The sequence below is a fragment of the Streptosporangiales bacterium genome (assembly GCA_009379825.1).
Lineage (GTDB): Bacteria > Actinomycetota > Actinomycetes > Streptosporangiales > WHST01 > WHST01.
Window position 1 is genome coordinate 1 of the sequence record WHTA01000038.1, and the last position, 15001, is coordinate 15001.

General features: G+C 71.7%; 15 protein-coding genes and 3 pseudogenes. 7 read left to right on the forward strand and 11 right to left on the reverse strand.

Annotation, left to right across the window (positions count from 1 at the left end; all coding sequences use genetic code 11):
• Positions 1-134 precede the first annotated feature (134 nt).
• Together GEV07_18050 and rpiB are read right to left on the reverse strand one after the other, a co-directional pair.
• Positions 135-341: a hypothetical protein gene (locus GEV07_18050; protein ID MQA04531.1), complete on the reverse strand. Its 207-nt coding sequence runs from the start codon at positions 339-341 to the stop codon at positions 135-137.
• A 22-nt stretch (positions 342-363) separates the two neighbouring features.
• Positions 364-832, reverse strand: a pseudogene (gene rpiB / locus GEV07_18055) (ribose 5-phosphate isomerase B).
• Between the two features lie 128 nt (positions 833-960).
• Between rpiB and GEV07_18060 the strand changes: the two are divergent.
• Positions 961-1323: a DUF488 family protein gene (locus GEV07_18060; GenBank protein MQA04532.1), complete on the forward strand. Its 363-nt coding sequence runs from the start codon at positions 961-963 to the stop codon at positions 1321-1323.
• A 6-nt stretch (positions 1324-1329) separates the two neighbouring features.
• On the opposite strand, the pseudogene GEV07_18065 reads toward GEV07_18060, so the two are convergent.
• From GEV07_18065 to GEV07_18080, 4 genes and pseudogenes are all read right to left on the reverse strand, one after another.
• A pseudogene (locus GEV07_18065) lies at positions 1330-2255 on the reverse strand (homocysteine S-methyltransferase).
• A 100-nt stretch (positions 2256-2355) separates the two neighbouring features.
• Positions 2356-3161: pseudogene (locus GEV07_18070) on the reverse strand (LLM class flavin-dependent oxidoreductase).
• Positions 3162-3203: 42 nt separating this feature from the next.
• Positions 3204-4262: a glycerophosphodiester phosphodiesterase gene (locus GEV07_18075; GenBank protein MQA04533.1), complete on the reverse strand. Its 1059-nt coding sequence runs from the start codon at positions 4260-4262 to the stop codon at positions 3204-3206.
• Positions 4263-4377: 115 nt separating this feature from the next.
• Entirely contained in the window at positions 4378-4737 is a 360-nt protein-coding gene (locus tag GEV07_18080) for a metalloregulator ArsR/SmtB family transcription factor (GenBank protein MQA04534.1), read from the reverse strand.
• Between the two features lie 45 nt (positions 4738-4782).
• Between GEV07_18080 and GEV07_18085 the strand changes: the two genes are divergently transcribed.
• Positions 4783-5529 (forward strand): SDR family oxidoreductase, encoded by a 747-nt coding sequence (locus GEV07_18085; protein ID MQA04535.1) that lies wholly within the window; start codon positions 4783-4785, stop codon positions 5527-5529.
• A gap of 7 nt (positions 5530-5536) precedes the next feature.
• On the opposite strand, the gene GEV07_18090 is transcribed toward GEV07_18085, so the two are convergent.
• Together GEV07_18090 and GEV07_18095 are read right to left on the reverse strand one after the other, a co-directional pair.
• A complete protein-coding gene (locus GEV07_18090) occupies positions 5537-6745 on the reverse strand; it encodes a PQQ-binding-like beta-propeller repeat protein (GenBank protein MQA04536.1) in 1209 nt (402 codons plus the stop codon).
• A gap of 11 nt (positions 6746-6756) precedes the next feature.
• Positions 6757-7770, reverse strand: a complete 1014-nt coding sequence (locus GEV07_18095; GenBank protein MQA04537.1) for a hypothetical protein — start codon at positions 7768-7770, stop codon at positions 6757-6759.
• A gap of 54 nt (positions 7771-7824) precedes the next feature.
• Between GEV07_18095 and GEV07_18100 the strand changes: the two genes are divergently transcribed.
• From GEV07_18100 to GEV07_18110, 3 genes are read left to right on the forward strand one after another with little or no spacing between them, the layout of a single operon-like run.
• The gene (locus tag GEV07_18100) at positions 7825-8850 is read left to right on the forward strand and encodes an iron chelate uptake ABC transporter family permease subunit (protein ID MQA04538.1); all 1026 of its coding nucleotides are present in this window, start codon (positions 7825-7827) and stop codon (positions 8848-8850) included.
• Positions 8847-9947, forward strand: a complete 1101-nt coding sequence (locus GEV07_18105; GenBank protein MQA04539.1) for an iron chelate uptake ABC transporter family permease subunit — start codon at positions 8847-8849, stop codon at positions 9945-9947. Before GEV07_18100 ends, GEV07_18105 begins: the two co-directional genes overlap by 4 nt.
• Complete coding sequence (locus GEV07_18110; protein ID MQA04540.1) at positions 9944-10747, forward strand: ATP-binding cassette domain-containing protein; 804 nt, start codon at positions 9944-9946, stop codon at positions 10745-10747. The genes GEV07_18105 and GEV07_18110 overlap by 4 nt, the downstream gene beginning before the upstream one ends.
• 21 nt (positions 10748-10768) lie before the next feature.
• Here the strand turns inward: GEV07_18110 and GEV07_18115 are convergent, their stop codons facing one another.
• Positions 10769-11803, reverse strand: a complete 1035-nt coding sequence (locus GEV07_18115; protein ID MQA04541.1) for an ABC transporter substrate-binding protein — start codon at positions 11801-11803, stop codon at positions 10769-10771.
• A 97-nt stretch (positions 11804-11900) separates the two neighbouring features.
• Here GEV07_18115 and GEV07_18120 point away from each other — a divergent pair, with 97 nt between their 5' ends.
• Together GEV07_18120 and GEV07_18125 are read left to right on the forward strand one after the other, a co-directional pair.
• Positions 11901-12620 (forward strand): MFS transporter, encoded by a 720-nt coding sequence (locus GEV07_18120; protein ID MQA04542.1) that lies wholly within the window; start codon positions 11901-11903, stop codon positions 12618-12620.
• Positions 12464-13216, forward strand: coding sequence for an MFS transporter (locus GEV07_18125; GenBank protein MQA04543.1), 753 nt, complete (start codon positions 12464-12466; stop codon positions 13214-13216). Before GEV07_18120 ends, GEV07_18125 begins: the two co-directional genes overlap by 157 nt.
• A 3-nt stretch (positions 13217-13219) precedes the next feature.
• Here GEV07_18125 and GEV07_18130 read toward each other — a convergent pair whose 3' ends face one another.
• A complete protein-coding gene (locus GEV07_18130) occupies positions 13220-13969 on the reverse strand; it encodes a gamma-carboxymuconolactone decarboxylase (GenBank protein MQA04544.1) in 750 nt (249 codons plus the stop codon).
• Positions 13970-14051: 82 nt separating this feature from the next.
• Complete coding sequence (locus GEV07_18135) at positions 14052-14999, reverse strand: nucleoside hydrolase (GenBank protein MQA04545.1); 948 nt, start codon at positions 14997-14999, stop codon at positions 14052-14054.
• Positions 15000-15001: the final 2 nt, after the last annotated feature.

Here is a 15001-nt window from a genome sequence, read left to right on the forward strand (position 1 = left end):
CCACGTGATCGTCGACCACCACATACAGTGCTGTCAGGAGGGTGTTCAGTTCTTTGGTCACACATCGATCTTGAACACCCTCCGCCCCACGTCTCCGCAGCCGCGCCGACCACACCCTTCAAGGAATCACTCATCTAGATGATCGCGTAGCTGAATATTGCTCCTCCACGGGCGGAGAAGATCATCTCTCCGGAGCCGATCGTGATCGACGCTACGATGGCCCCGGGGCCGAAGACGCGCAGTGCGCCCACGAGACCGAAACGTCGGGTGGCGACGGCGGGATCAGGCTCCGGATAGTCGACGGGCGCGTCCGGCACATCGGAAACTGCGTTGTTCCCCATGGAGTGGGCCCTTCTATGCCATCTACCCCGTCGCACGCACCTCGGCCGCTGCCTGCTGCTCCATCTCGCTGAGCTTGGCGACCCGACGACGGAACTGCTCCTCGGTGCTGAACCGGGCGTTCAGGAAGGCCCGGATGACTTCCTCGGCGATGACCGGCCCGACGATCCACGCGCCGAGGCAGAGTACGTTGACGTCGTCGTGCTCTACCGCCTGCCGCGCCGAGTACATGTCGTGGCATACGGCCGCACGAATTCCTGGGACCTTGTTCGCGGCGATGGCGGCACCGACCCCCGTGCCGCAGAGCATCAGCCCACGGTCTGCGTCGCCCGCCCGAACCGTGCCGCAGACGGCCGCCGCGATGTCCGTAGTCGACGGGCTGCTCGGTATGCGTTCCGTGGTCCAGCACCTCGGCGCCCACGTTGTCGAGCAGCTCCTGCACGTGCGGCTTCAGCGACAGCCCACAGTGGTCGTTGCCGAGCGCGATCCGCATCTCCCGCCCTTCCCTCGACCGTCACGACAGCGCAAGAATGATCGAGATCCGCTCGACCAGTCAACCCCGGATACTTACCGCCTGAGCGGCAAACTATGTCGCAGCCGATGCGTAGAACGGAGGGGACGATGCCACGCACGCCGGCCGTCGAGGTCCGGCGCGTCTACGACGAGCCGGCAGACACCGACGGCGCCCGCGTTCTCGTCGACCGGGTGTGGCCGCGCGGGCTGAGCAAGCAGCGCGCTGCACTGGACCGTTGGTGCAAGGCGGTGGCACCGACCACCGAGCTGCGCAAGTGGTACGGACACGACCCGGACCGCACGGCTGAGTTCGCGCGGCGGTACCGCGCGGAGCTCGACGACCCGGAGCGCGCTGCCGCCCTCGACGAGCTGCGCGCGCTCGCCCGGCGTCGGCGGGTCACCCTCCTCACCGCGACGAAGGACGTAGAGCGCAGCCACGCCGCCGTGCTGGCCGAGCTGCTCGACGGGTAGGACGCGCTACCGCAGGTTGGCCGCGCTGATCGCGGCGACGTGCGGGTGGTCGGTCCCGCAGCAGCCGCCGAGCACCGTCAACCGCGGCAGCGTGTGGCGCAGCTTCTGGTAGTCGGACGCAAGCTCGTCCGGGTCGCCGGCGTCGAGCTCCTCGGCCGCGTCCAGCTCGACGTGGCTGAGCTTGGACGCATTGGCCCGGACACCGTGCAGCCGCTCCGCCCACGGCGCGTCGGGTGCGCGCAGTTGACCATGTAGTAGGCCGGGTAGCCCTCGGTGTCGCGGTCCACGGCAGTGATGGCGGCGCCCAGCGTCTCGCCGCTCGGGAGCGTACCGTCGATCTCCACCGTGAAAGAGATGACCACGGGCACCCCCAGCTCCACCGCCGCGTCGACGATCCCGGTCGCCTCGGCGACGTTCGTCATGGTGATCGCCGTGACGAGGTCGGCGGTGGAGTCGGCGAAGCACTCGATCTGCGGCGCGTGGTAGGCGCGCGCCTCCGCACGGGTCATCAACGTCTCGGGCGCGTAGCCGTCACCCCGCGGGCCGACACAACCGCTGATCACGACCGGCGTTGGTGCGGTCTCGTACCGGCGCCGTACGTCGAGGAGGAGGTCCACTGCGTCGCGGTTGGCGCGCGCGAGCTGCGCGGCGTCGTACCCGCGACGGGCACCCCAGTCGGGGCTGGCCCGCCAGGTCGCCGTCTCCAGCACGATGCCTACGCCGTCGCGGTTGGCGATGTCGGCGTAGCGGTCGAAGTAACGCACCAACGCCGCGCGGCCGGCCGGGTCGGCCAGCAGCGTGAACGCGGCGAAGTCGGGCAGGTCGAGGCCGTCGGCGAAGATGAGCGTGGTCTCGATCCCGCCGTCGGCCAGGAACATGTCGGCCTCGAGCTGCGGCCACCGGTGGCGGTAGATCGACGTGGGCCGGCTCATCTGCGTCCCCATTCTTCGGCACGAGCTTCACCGCCGACGTTTCCTTGGCACGCCCTCAGCCACCAGGGACATGCCCCTGACAGTGCCCCGACAAGGTGACCTACAGGGCAGCACGCACGGTGGCCGCAAACTCGTAGTCGCGGCGGGTGTCGGTGTCGGTCGGTGCGAGGATCACGCGTTCCGCCCCGGCCGCCGCGTAGGCCGCCAACTGTGCAGCCGTGCGCGCCGGGTCGCCGTCAGGCACGGCGACGACGGTGGCCTGCGGAGCCGGCCGCCCGTGCTCGCCGGCGAGGTCGGCGAGCTCACCGAGCCCCGCGGACAGCTCCTCGGGGGACGGTGCGAGCGATATCCAGCCGTCTCCGTACCTGGCGGCGCGCCGGCGCGCGCGTACGCCGTTGCCCGCCACGAACACCGGCGGCAAGGTGGCGCCGGGGCCGAGACGCGTCTCGGTGCCGTCCGGAAGGTGACCGGCTCGCCACGCACGAGGCCGGGCAGCACGTGCAACGCTTCGTCCGTACGCGTGCCGCGGCCCTCGAACGGTACGCCCGCCGCACGCCAGCCCGCGTCCCCGTGCGCCGGGTTCCCGGTGCCGACGCCGAGCAGCAACCGGTCGCCGGAGACGTACTGCAACGTACTGATCTGCTTCGCCGCCCACGCGACCGGCCGCAGCGCCAGGATCAGCACGTTGAACCCGACGAGGATGTGTTCGGTCGCGGCTGCGGCGGACGCCAGCACCACGGTGCTGTCGAGTATCGGCGCGCTCGCCACCAGATGGTCGGTGGACCACACGGACTTCAGCCCCAGCTCCTCGGCGAAGCGTGCGCTTTCCGTGACGTCCCCGAGGATATGGCGACTCGGGTCCGGGGTGGAGGTCGGCAGGATGACTCCGATGTCGAGCATGCTCATGACAACCCGCGCGTCCGGCACCGTGTTCCCCGGAATCTCGGGTCACCCGGTGGCCGGGTACCGCTTCGGCAGCTCGAACCCACGTTCGGTCAGCACGGCGCGCAGCCGGTCCGGGTAGTCGGTGATGATGCCGTCGACACCGTCGTCGATGAGCTTGTGCATGGTGGCGGGATCGTCGACGGTCCACGGCACGACCTCGATGCCGGCGTGGTGCGCGTCGCGCACCATCCGCTTGGTGGTGTACGGCTCGTAGTCGGGATCACCTACCTCGCCGTCCTGCGGGTTGCCGTGCACCGGCGAGAGCCCGCCCGCGCCGAAGGAGTCGACGGCAGCGACCAGATCGCCGTCGAAGTCGTCGATGTCGATACCGCCCAGCCACGGCGACGCGCCGGGTTGGCCGGGCTGCAGGAACTGGTCGCCGTTGGTCAGCGCGACGATCGGCAGCTGAGGCGCGACCGCACGCATCCGCATCAGCGCGCCCCAGTCGAAGCTCTGGATCATCACCCGGTCGGCCAGTCCGGACTCGCCCACCAGCCGGGAGACGATCTGCACGAACTCCTCGCGCGGAGCGGTCTCCTCGGGTGCGCCAGCCTCGACCTTGGTCTCGATGTTCAGCCACACCTTGTCGGCGTGGCGCTCCTCGACCAGGTCGAAGACCTCGGTGAGCAACGGCATCCGCGCACCCGGGCTCGGCCGCTGGCCCGGGTGCTGCGGCAGCGTCTTCGTCCCGCAGTCCAGGGTGCGCACCTGCGCCAGGCTCAGGTTCACGACGTACTTGCCGACGTACGGATACTCCGGGTCCCCGGGGAACGCAGGGGCGGTGTCGGTGCACTTCGCGCCGGAGACCTGCCGGTCGTGCGTGACGACGGCGCGGTGGTCCTCGGTGATCTGCACGTCGAGCTCGAGGGTGCTCACGCCGACCTCGAGGGCGTTGCCGAACGACGCCAGCGTGCTCTCCACCACCAGGCCGAGCCCACCGCGGTGGGCCTGCAGGTCGAAGTCGTCCGGGCCGAGCCCGTCGTCGGGTGGTGCCGCGTGCGCCGGCGACGCGACTAGGAGGAGGAGGAGGAGGAGGAGGAGGGCGCTGCAGACGGCGGCCAGCACAGGGCGCACGGTGTCTCACCTTCGGCGTGGAACGGGACTGGTACGACGACGAGCCTGCGCCATCGACCTGAAAGCCGACCACGTCGACGGTGACCAACCGGCGACGAGTCGGTTAACCGCGGGCCGTGGTGCGGAGTCCGACGTGCCCGCCGACGTCGTCGCCGTGCGCCGCGTCGAGCACCGACTCGAGCAAGCCGGGGAACCGGGTCTCCAGGTCGTCGCGGCGGAGGGTGACGTAGCAGCGGGTGCCTTCCTGACGGGTCCGGGTCAGGCCGGCATCGCGCAGCATCCGCAGGTGGTGGCTCAGCGTCGACTTCGTCACCGGCGTACGCAGCTCGCCCCAGCCACGTTCCTCGCCGTCCGACAGCAACCGGACCAACCCCACCCGGAGCGGATCACTGAGGGCCGCCAGCACGTCGGTCAGCCGGATCTCCCCCACGTCCGGGTGGTACGCCTCTCGCATGCCGGCAATGCTACCTTGTTTGATGTTTCACGAACATCGAACAAGGGAGGCGCGATGCCGCACAGCGACCGAGTCGCCATTGTCACCGGCGCCGGCTCCGGCATCGGCCGTGCGACGGCGTTGGCGTTCGCCGCGGCCGGTGCACGCGTCCTCGGGGTCGGCCGGCGCCGCGACGCCCTGGCCGCCGTCGCGGGGGCCGACGGACGCATCGCCACCCTGCCCGCCGACCTCCGCGCGGACGGCGCACACCAGGCGGTCGTCGACGCGGCCGTCGACCGATGGGGCCGCGTCGACACCGTGGTCAACAACGCCGGCGCCACCGCGCTGATGCCGCTGAGCGAGGCGACGGCGGCACGCATCGCGGACCTGTTCTCCCTCAACGTCACCGCCCCGAGCCTGCTCGCCCGGGCGGCGCTGCCGCACCTCCGCCGCACCCGGGGCTCGATCGTCAACGTCTCGAGCACCTACGGGCACCGGCCGATCCCCGGCGCCGCGCACTACGCCGCGTCCAAGGCGGCCCTGGAACACCTCACCCGCAGCTGGGCGCTGGAGCTCGCGGCGGACCACGTCCGGGTCAACGCCGTCGCCCCCGGCCCGACGGCGAGCGAGGCGCTCGCCGCAGCCGGCCTGCCGCCCGACGCCGTCGCGGCCATCGAGCAGGACGAGACCGCCCGCATCCCGCTCGGCCGCCGCGGCGAACCCGCGGAGATCGCCCGGTGGATCCTGCATCTCGCCGACCCGGCGGCCGACTGGCTCACCGGCCAGGTGCTCACCGTCGACGGCGGGCTGGAACTGACCTGACCGCGGGTCAGCTCGCCGCGAGCAGCAGGTCGTCGCCGCTGGGGAACAGCAGGCCACGACCGGTGTCCACGTCCAGGTCGACGGTGCCGTACGAGACGTCCGCGACGGACACCTCGGTGTCGTCGTAGGCGTAGCGCGGGACGTCGAGGTACTCGGTGAGGTCGATGTCCGTACGCGACCGCTCCTGGCCGGTCGCCGCGTCGTAGACCAGCAACCTGCGCTGTGTCGCCGTCGTCGTCCTGACCGTGTAGAGCAGGTCGCCGGCGAGGTAGGCGCCGGACCACGATCCGCCGCGACCGCGCCTGATGGTCCACGCCAACTCGTCCGCGGCGAGGTCCCAGCCGGCGAGCACGACGCTGCGCGTGCCGACGCCGCCGTCGTAGCTGACCAACGTGTCCCGGGTGCCGGCGACGAACGTGCCGGCGGGCGCACGCACGCTGCCGAGCCGCTCGCCCCGCGCGGCGGAGTGCAACACGGCGGTGCCGTCGCCGCGGGCCAAGGCGACGCGTTCGTCGTCGACGGGGACGACGGCGGTGCGGCCCGCACCCCACGGCCCCCACCGCACGGCGCCGCGCCGGGTGTCGAGCGCGACCGCGCCACAGCTCATGCGCAGGACGAGGATGTGCCCCGCCCGCGCGTCGTGGCGTGCATCGGCGCCTGACCGGCACCCGCGCGGCAGGTCGGCTGCCCATTTCTCCTCCCCGGTCGCCGCGGCGAACGCCCGCGCCTCACCACTGCGCACCACGAGGACGACGTCGCCGGCGAGCCGCAGCCCCATCTCGCCAGCACCGTCGGCCAGCATCCGGTGCCAGACGACCTCGGCCGCCCGCGGGTCGAAGGCCGCGAGCAGCCCGTCGGCCCACCGCACGTAGAGCGCGCCACCGGTCTCCTGCACCTCACGCACCTGTACGTCGGGGCGCGCGTAGCTCCAGAAGCGCTCGCCCGACCGCAGGTCGTACGCGGTCACCGTGTCCGAGGTGCGCGCCGTGTTGCCGACCACGACCCGCAGGCCGTCGACCACCACGTCGGTGTCGCCGCGGGCGACCACCCGTGACGGGTGCACCGGTGAGCCGCCGCCGACCGCTTCGGGGTACGGCCCGCGCCCGCTGCGGATCCGTTCGCCGTAGTCCGGCCACAGCACGACTGCGCTGACACCGGCGGCGGCAGCCACCACCAGCGCGGCTGCCGCCGCGAGCACAACGCGTCGCCGAGGCATCGGCGTCGACCTCAGGAGCCGCTGCCGATGCGGCCGTCCGTGGCCGCCAGTGGCCGGGCCGCTCGCCCGGACTGCGCGGCGACGACCTCGGCGCAGATGCTCACCGCGGTCTCCGCCGGGGAGCGTGCGCCGATGTCCAGGCCCACCGGCGCGTGCATCGCGGCGAGGTCGGCTTCGGTCATCCCGGCGGCGAGCAGCCGCTCCCGGCGCGCCGCCTGTGTACGGCGGGAGCCGAGCGCACCGAGGAAGCCGCGGCCGTGGCGCAGCCCGTCGACGAGCAGGGCGTCGAACTCGGGCGCGTGGTCGAGCAGCACGAGCACGTCAGCGTGCGTGAACCCGGCGACGGCGGCACCTGCCTCGGCCAGTGCCGTGACGCTGCGGGCGCGCCAGCCGAGCAGCTCGGCCTGGGCGGCGAGGGCGTCGCCGATGGCGCCGGTGCCCACCACGAGCAGCGTCGGCACGGGGATCCAGAGGTCGAGCAGCACCTCGAGGTCCGCGACCTGGAGCCGCTCGGTAGCCGTGGCGCCGCGCCGCAGCAGCCGACCCGCGGCGTCGACGGCGGCGTCGTCGGCCGCCTGGTCACCGAGGGTGCCCTGGCGCTGCACCTCAGGCGTCCACGTCACGACCAGCTGGCTGGCGCCGTCGACGGTCGCCACCAGCGAGACCGGGTGACCGGTGGCCAGGGCGTCGCCCAGCGCCGCGGCCTCGCCGGCGGGCAGCGGATGGGCGAGCAGCCGCGCGTGCCCCGCGCACACCAGGCCCGCGTCCAGCGCGGCCCGCTCGGCCACCTGGGCGTCCACCGCCTGTGCCTGGTCGACCGCGGACGCGGCCAACGGGCGGGCGACGTCGTCGACCACGCCGGCGAGCAGGGTGCCCGCGACGTCGCCGTCCGCCGTGCCGGCCAGCACCTGACCGGGCGCGACCGTGCCGAACCCGTGCCGGTCGAGCAGCCGCACCACACCTACGCCGCCACCGGCCCACCGCCGGATCGCCGTGCCGAGCTCGCGCGGGAAGTCATCGTCCATGCGGTGAGGGTAACCCGCACCGCCATGGGTTAGGCTTACCTAACTCATGGCGGCATCGGACGGGTGCAAGGAGCGCCGGTGGGACGATGGCGGCTGGGTGGGCTGATCGCTCTTGCGATCGTTCTCTGCGGCTGCGTGCTGCTCGGCCTGGTACTCGGGTCGCGACCACTCCCCCTCGGTGACGTGCTCGCCGCGCTGCTCGGCAAGGACGTCGGCGACGCGACGATCATCGTCCTCGACCAACGGCTGCCGCGTACGGTGCTCGGCGTCGTCGTCGGGGCGGCGCTCGGCGTCGGTGGCGCGGTCGCCCAGGGCATCACGCGCAACCCGCTCGCCGACCCCGCACTGCTCGGGGTCTCCGCCGGCGCCGCGCTTGCGCTGGTGATCGGCTCGTTCGCGTTCGGCATCGTGACGCTGACCGCCCAGATCCCGGTGGCCAGCCTCGGCGCCGCGCTCACCGGGTGCCTGGTGCTCGGCCTCGGCACGCACGGCCGGGCGGCCATGACCCCCACCGGTCTCGCCCTCGTCGGCCTCGCGCTCTCCGCGATGATCGTGTCGGTCATCTCCACCCTCGTGCTGCTCGACGCGCAGACGCTCGACGAGTACCGGTACTGGCTCGTCGGCGCGCTCGCCGGCAAGGGCTTCCCCACGGTGACGGTGGTCGCGCCGGTCGTCGCGGTCGGTCTGGTGTTCGCCGTGCTCACCGTCCGCGGCCTGGACGCGCTCGCGCTCGGCGACGACGTGGCACGCGGACTCGGCCTGCGGCTGCGGTGGACCCGCAGCCTGGCCGGGCTCGCGGTGGTCGTCCTCACCGGCACGGCGGTGGCCGCCACCGGGCCGATCGCGTTCGTCGGGCTGGTCGTGCCGCACGCCGCGCGGGCGCTCACCGGCCCGCGGCACGGCTGGCTGCTGCCGTACGCGGCAGTGCTCGGCGGCGCGCTGCTGGTGCTGGCCGACTCGGTCGGCCGGGTGATCGCGCTGCCGAACGAGGTGCAGGTCGGGGTCATCACCGCGCTGGTCGGCGCCCCGCTGGTGCTGGTGGTCCTGCGGCATGCGCGGGTCACGGAGCTGACCACATGACGCCGCTGCTCGCCCGCTCCGGATCCGACCTGGTCGCGCGCGCCGGCCGGTTCAGCGTGCTCGTCCAGCCGCGGACCTGGCTGGTCAACCTGCTCCTGCTCGGCGTGGTGGCCGCGCTCTTCGTCGCGGCGGTCACCATCGGCACCACCTGGCTCCCGCTCGGCGACGTCGTGCGCGGCATCGTCGGCGCAGGCGACAGCGCCACCAACCTGATCGTGCAGCGGTTCCGGATGCCGCGCGCGGTCGTCGGCGTGCTCGTCGGCGCGGCACTCGCCGCCGCCGGCGCCCTCGTCCAGACGGTGACCCGCAACCCGATCGCCACCCCGGACGTCATCGGCGTCACGGCGGGCGCGAGCTTCGGCGCGGTCGCCACCTTGCTGGCGTTCGGCGGGGCGACGTTCGGCTACGGCGGCGCGGCCGCCGGGCTGTCCGCCGTCGGCCTGCCGGTGGGGGCGATCGCGGGTGCGTTCCTCGCCGCAGTGCTCGTCCTCGGGCTGGCGACCAACCGCAAGCACGGCGGTGAGCGGTTCAGCACCCGGCGCGTCGTGCTGGCCGGCATCGTGCTGCACTCCGCGTTCATCGGGCTCGTGCACTGGGGGCTGGCCAGTGGCGACGTCGACGAGGCGAGCAAGGCGCAGGTGTGGCTGGTGGGCACCCTGCACGGCCGCGGCTGGGAGCACGTCGCGGGTGTCACGCTCGCCCTCGCCGTCCTGACGCCGGTGGTCGTGCTCCTCGGGCGCAGGCTGCTCGGCCTGCAGCTCGGCGAGACGTCCGCGACGACGCTCGGCGTGCCGGTCGTGCGTACCCAGCTGCTGGTGTTCGCCGTCGCGTTCGCGCTCACCGGCACCGCGGTCGCCGCCGCAGGACCGGTCAACTTCGTGGCGCTCATCGCGCCGCAGATCGCGCGCCGGATCGCCCGCCGGGCGGCCGCGCCGCTCATCTCGTCCGCGCTCACCGGGGCGGCGCTGCTGCTCGCCGCCGACCTGGCCGCGCGGCTGCTCGTGCCCGGCCACGAACTGCCCGCAGGCTCCGTCACCGCGCTCGTCGGTGCCCCGTACCTGCTCTGGCTCGTCGTCCGCTCGGAAGGTCACCGATGATCCCCTCGCACACTGCACCGGCGCTACGCACGGAAGGGCTACGGCTGGCGTACCGCCCGGACCGGATCGTCATCGACGATCTCGACTTCACCCTGCCAGGTGGCGCCGTGACGGCGATCGTCGGCGCGAACGGCTCGGGGAAGTCCACCCTGCTGCGCGCACTCGCCCGGCTGCTCGCACCCACCGCGGGGCACGTGCTCCTCGACGGCCGGGACCTGCATAAGATGCGCACCCGCGAGGTCGCGCGCAGCCTGGGACTGCTGCCGCAGGCACCGGTGACCCCGGAGGGCATCACCGTCCGCGACCTCGTCCGCAGGGGGCGGCTGCCGCACACGTCGCTGTTCCGGCAGCTGTCCGCCGAGGACGAGACCGCAATCGCCGATGCGCTGGCCGCCACCGACCTGACCGAGCTCGCCGACGAACCCGTCGACACGCTCTCCGGCGGCCAGCGCCAGCGCGCGTGGCTCGCCCTCGTCGTCGCGCAGGGCACTCCGCTGTTGCTGCTGGACGAGCCGACGACGTTCCTCGACCTCGCGCACCAGCTCGACGTGCTCGAGCTGGTGCGCAGGCTCAACCGCGACGAGGGCCGCACGGTGCTGATGGTGCTACACGACCTCAACCAGGCCTGCCGGTTCGCCGACCACGTGGTGGCGCTGCGCGAAGGCGCGGTCGTCGCGGCGGGCCGGCCGGACGAGGTGGTGACGGACGAGCTCGTCGAGGCGACCTTCGGCGTCGAGTCACGGGTCGTCCCCGACCCGGTCACCGGCCGCCCGCTCGTCGTCCCACTCGGCCGGTCCTGACCCGCCGCGACATACGGTGCGTCAGGACCGTGCGGGATCCACGTCGAAGATCTTCGCCATCTCGTCCATGGCCAGGTGCGCGCCCTGCGGGCTCACCGACATCATCCAGGTGTCGTCGCGCACGTCGTGCACGTTGCCGGCCTTGACGCCGTCGAGCTCCTTCCACAGCGGGTTGCGCTTGAAGCGCTCCTCGGCGGGTTCGCCGCCCTCGTAGGTCGTCACGAAGATGTAGTCGCCGTCGGCCTTCCTGATCTGTTCCTCACCGATCTCCACGGCGAACTCGTCGACGTCCTGCGGCTTGGGGCGTGCGATCTCCATGTCCTTCAAGATGATGCCGATGAAGGACTCCCTCGCGTACAGCCTGGTGGGACCGTCGAGGAAGCGGACGACGGAGAAGGTCGGGTCGCCGGCCTTCTTGTTGATGGCCTTGCCGAGTGCGGCGGCGCGCTTCTCGTAGTCGCCGATCACCTGGTCGGCCTTCTTCTCCGCGCCGAGCGCGTCGGCCGTCTTGCGCACGTTCGCCTTCCACGTCGGCCCGGTCGTCTCCACGAACACGGTCGGCGCGATCGCCTTCAGCTCGTCGTAGATCGCGTCGTGCCTGATGCTCGCGGAAACGATCAGGTCGGGCTTCAGCGCGGTGATCGCCTCCAGGTCGGGCGACTCGAGCGGCCCGACGTCCTCGGTCTTCTTCACCGCGTCACCGAGGTACTTCGGGAAGCCTTGCTGGCCGACGTAGCTGGAGACGCCGCCGACGACCGGCCGGTCGAGCGCGACGACCGTCTCCACCAGGCTGGGATCCAGGGCGACGATCCGCTTGGGCTTGTGGTCAAGCTCGGCCTTCCCCTTGTGGTGCTTGACCGTACGGGGGAAACCGGCGCCCGGGTCGTCGGTCGACTCGCTGCTGGAGTCTGCTCCGCCACCGCAGGCGGTGAGAGTCACGAGCAGAGCGAGCGCGGGCGCCAACACCGCCGCTGCTCGGCGGGCCGTTCTGTACAAGGGCAACACGAGAACCTCCGAGGGGGATTTAGGTAAGCCTAACTTTAACGTGAGCCACATCGACGGTCCGCACTGGTTCGCCGTCGCCTCTTGCACCTCTGAACCGACCGACATACCGTCTGACAATCGTACGACGGCGTCGAGAGGACAGCCGATCATGCAGAGCGGCAAGGATGCGGTTCAGCAGCGGTCATCGGTCACGAAGGTGGCGACCGCCAGCCTCATCGGGACGACCATCGAGTGGTACGACTTCTTCATCTTCGGCACGGCATCGGCCCTGGTCTTCGGGAAGCTGTTCTTCCCCCAGTTCTCCGAGCTCGCCGGCACGCTCGCGGCATTCGCCTCGTTCGCCGTCGGCTTCGTCGCCCGGCCGCTCGGCGGGCTGGTGTTCGGGCACTTCGGCGACCGGATCGGCCGCAAGGCCATGCTGGTCGTCACCATCACCATGATGGGCGCGGCCACGTTCCTGATGGGCCTGATGCCGACGTACGCGACGATCGGGATCGCCGCGCCGATCGCGATGGCCGTGCTGCGCTTCACGCAGGGCCTCGCCGTCGGCGGCGAGTGGGGTGGTGCCGTCCTGATGGCGACGGAGCACGCCGGTAAGAAGCGGCGCGGCTTCTTCGGCAGCTTCGCCCAGGTCGGCAGCGCGAGCGGCGGCCTGCTGTCCACCGGCATGTTCGTCGCCCTGCAACGCCTCCCCGAGGACGACTTCCTCTCCTGGGCTGGCGGGTGCCGTTCCTCGTCAGCATCGCCCTGGTGGCGTTCGGCCTGTTCATCCGCCTGCGCATCATGGAGTCGCCGGTCTTCGCCCAGATCAAGGAGACCCGCAGCGAGGTCAAGATCCCCGTGGTGGAGCTGTTCCGCGGCGACCTGAAGAACGTGCTGCTCGCGGCCGGCCTGTACCTGGCGCACGGCGTCATCTTCTACGCGCTGACGGTCTACACCGTCGCGTACACGACCAGCCGGTTCGGCATCGCGGAGAACCGCTACCTGATCGGCGTCTCGGCCGCCGCCGCGCTGCAGATCTTCCTCGTGCCGTTCTTCGGCCGACTCTCCGACCACCTCGGCAGACGGCCGGTGATCACGTTCGGCACGATCTTCATCACCGTGTTCGCCGTGCCGCTGTACTTCATGATCAACTCGCAGGTGACGGTGCTCGCCTGGCTCGCGGTGATGATCGGCATCGGCATCGGCCACTCCGCGGTGTACGGGCCGACGGCGGCGTTCTACACCGAGCTGTTCCCGGCCCGGGTGCGCTACAGCGGTGCGTCCATCAGCTACCAGCTCGGCGGCGCGATCGCGGGGTTCGTCCCGCTCATCGCGACGTCCATGGTCGGCGCCGCCGGCGGCGCGTTCTGGCCGATCCCCATGCTGATCGCCATCGCCGCGCTCATCGGCCTGCTGTGCGTCACACTCGCCACCCGCGCCCGCGAGGAGGAGCCGGTCGCCGAGCCCGCCACCAGCTCCTGACCGCTACGAGGCCGCCTCTTCCTCGACGATCGGGGCGGCCACCGTGGCGGCGTGGATGCCGATGACGCTGACGACCTCCAGCACCTCCATGATCTCCGCAGCCGTCGCGCCCAGCCGTACCGCGTTGCGCATGTGCAGCTTCAGCCCAGGCTGGTACAGGTGCGTCGCGGCCGCGTCGAAGGCGATGTAGACGAGCTCCTTCACCTTCGGCTCCAGGGTGCCGCTCACCCACGGCACGGCGGAGAACTCCAGGTACGCCTCGAACAGCTCCGGGTCGAGCTCGAGGAAGTCGTCGAACGTCTCGTGCCAGTAGCCGCGCTTCTCGGTGAACTCGGCCTTCAGCGCCTCCTGCTCGGGTGTCAGCTTCGCCGGCCCGGTACGTACGCCCTCCTCCTCCAGCACCTCGACCAGCAGCGGGACGCCGATGTTGCAGGCATGGATGCCGAGCGTGCTGGTGAGCTCGAGCACCTCCATCACCTCCGCCGGGGTCGCACCGTGGTCGAACGCGGCGCGCACGTGCTGCCCGATGCCCGGCTCGTACAGGTGGGTCGCGGCGGCGTCCACCGCGATGAAGACGAACTCCCTGACCTTCGGCGAGAGGTGCCCCTTCTTCGCCGGCACGGTGCTGAGCTTCAGGTAGGCGGCGAGGAACTCGGCGTCGAGCCGCAGGATCGACTCCCACGACGACCCCCACGTCCCCCGAAGCCGGGTGAACTCATCCTTGATCTCCTGCTGGCGGGCGGTCAGCGACATCGCTTCTCCAGTTACGCGCGGATTGTATGACCGTCGTATAATCGCACATGAGCGCCGCGAATGCCGCCTGTAGGAGCCGCCTTCAGTACGCCGCCAGCGTCTCGGTGAGCAGGTCGAAGAACGCGGGTGCGTCGACGGTGACGGCGACCTCGGCGTTCAGCTCGCCCCTGGGACGTACGGCGGCGTCGGGCGGTGCGCCGTCGGCTGTGTGCCGGTAGTCGCACACGGTCATGCCGCGGGTGTGGGTGCCGGTCAGCTCGACGCCGACGTGCATCGCCTGCAGCTCGCACAACGCCGGGTCGACGAGCCAGGCGGCGGCGAGCGGGTCGTGCAGCGACGCGGTGGTAACGCCGAGCGCGCGTTCCAGGTTGCCGCGGTACGCGGCCAGCAGGTCGGCCACCGTACGTGCCGGCGGCGACCCGAGGGCACGGATGCGGTCGATCTCCGGGTGTCCCGCGCCCACCTGACGGGTGACGTTGAGGCCGAACATGCGGATCGGGATGCCGCTGCGGAACACCACGTCCGCCGCCTCCGGGTCGCACCAGATGTTGAACTCCGCGGCCGGCGTCGAGTTGCCGAAGGTGAGCGAGCCGCCCATCAGGCTGATGCCCGCGATCCGCTGCGCCAGGCCGGGGTCCTGGACGAGCGCCACGGCCACGTTGGTCAGCGGTCCGACCGCAAGCAGCCACAGGTCGTCGTACCTGCGGCTGGCGTCCAGGATGAACTGCACGGCGTGCTCCGGCACTACGGGCACGGTCGGCTCAGGCAGCTCCGCACCGTCCAGCCCCGACTCGCCGTGGATTTCCGGCGCATGCACCGGGTCGGCCACCATCGGACGCGACATGCCGGCGGCGACGGGTATGTCGGTCAGCCCACCGAGCTCGAGCACGGCGCGCGCGTTGTGCGTGACCTTGGCCAGCGACTGGTTCCCTGACACCGTCGTGATGCCGACGACCTCCAGGTGCTTGGCGGCCAGCAGGATGGCCACCGCGTCGTCATGGCCGGGGTCACAGTCGAGAACACAACGCATCC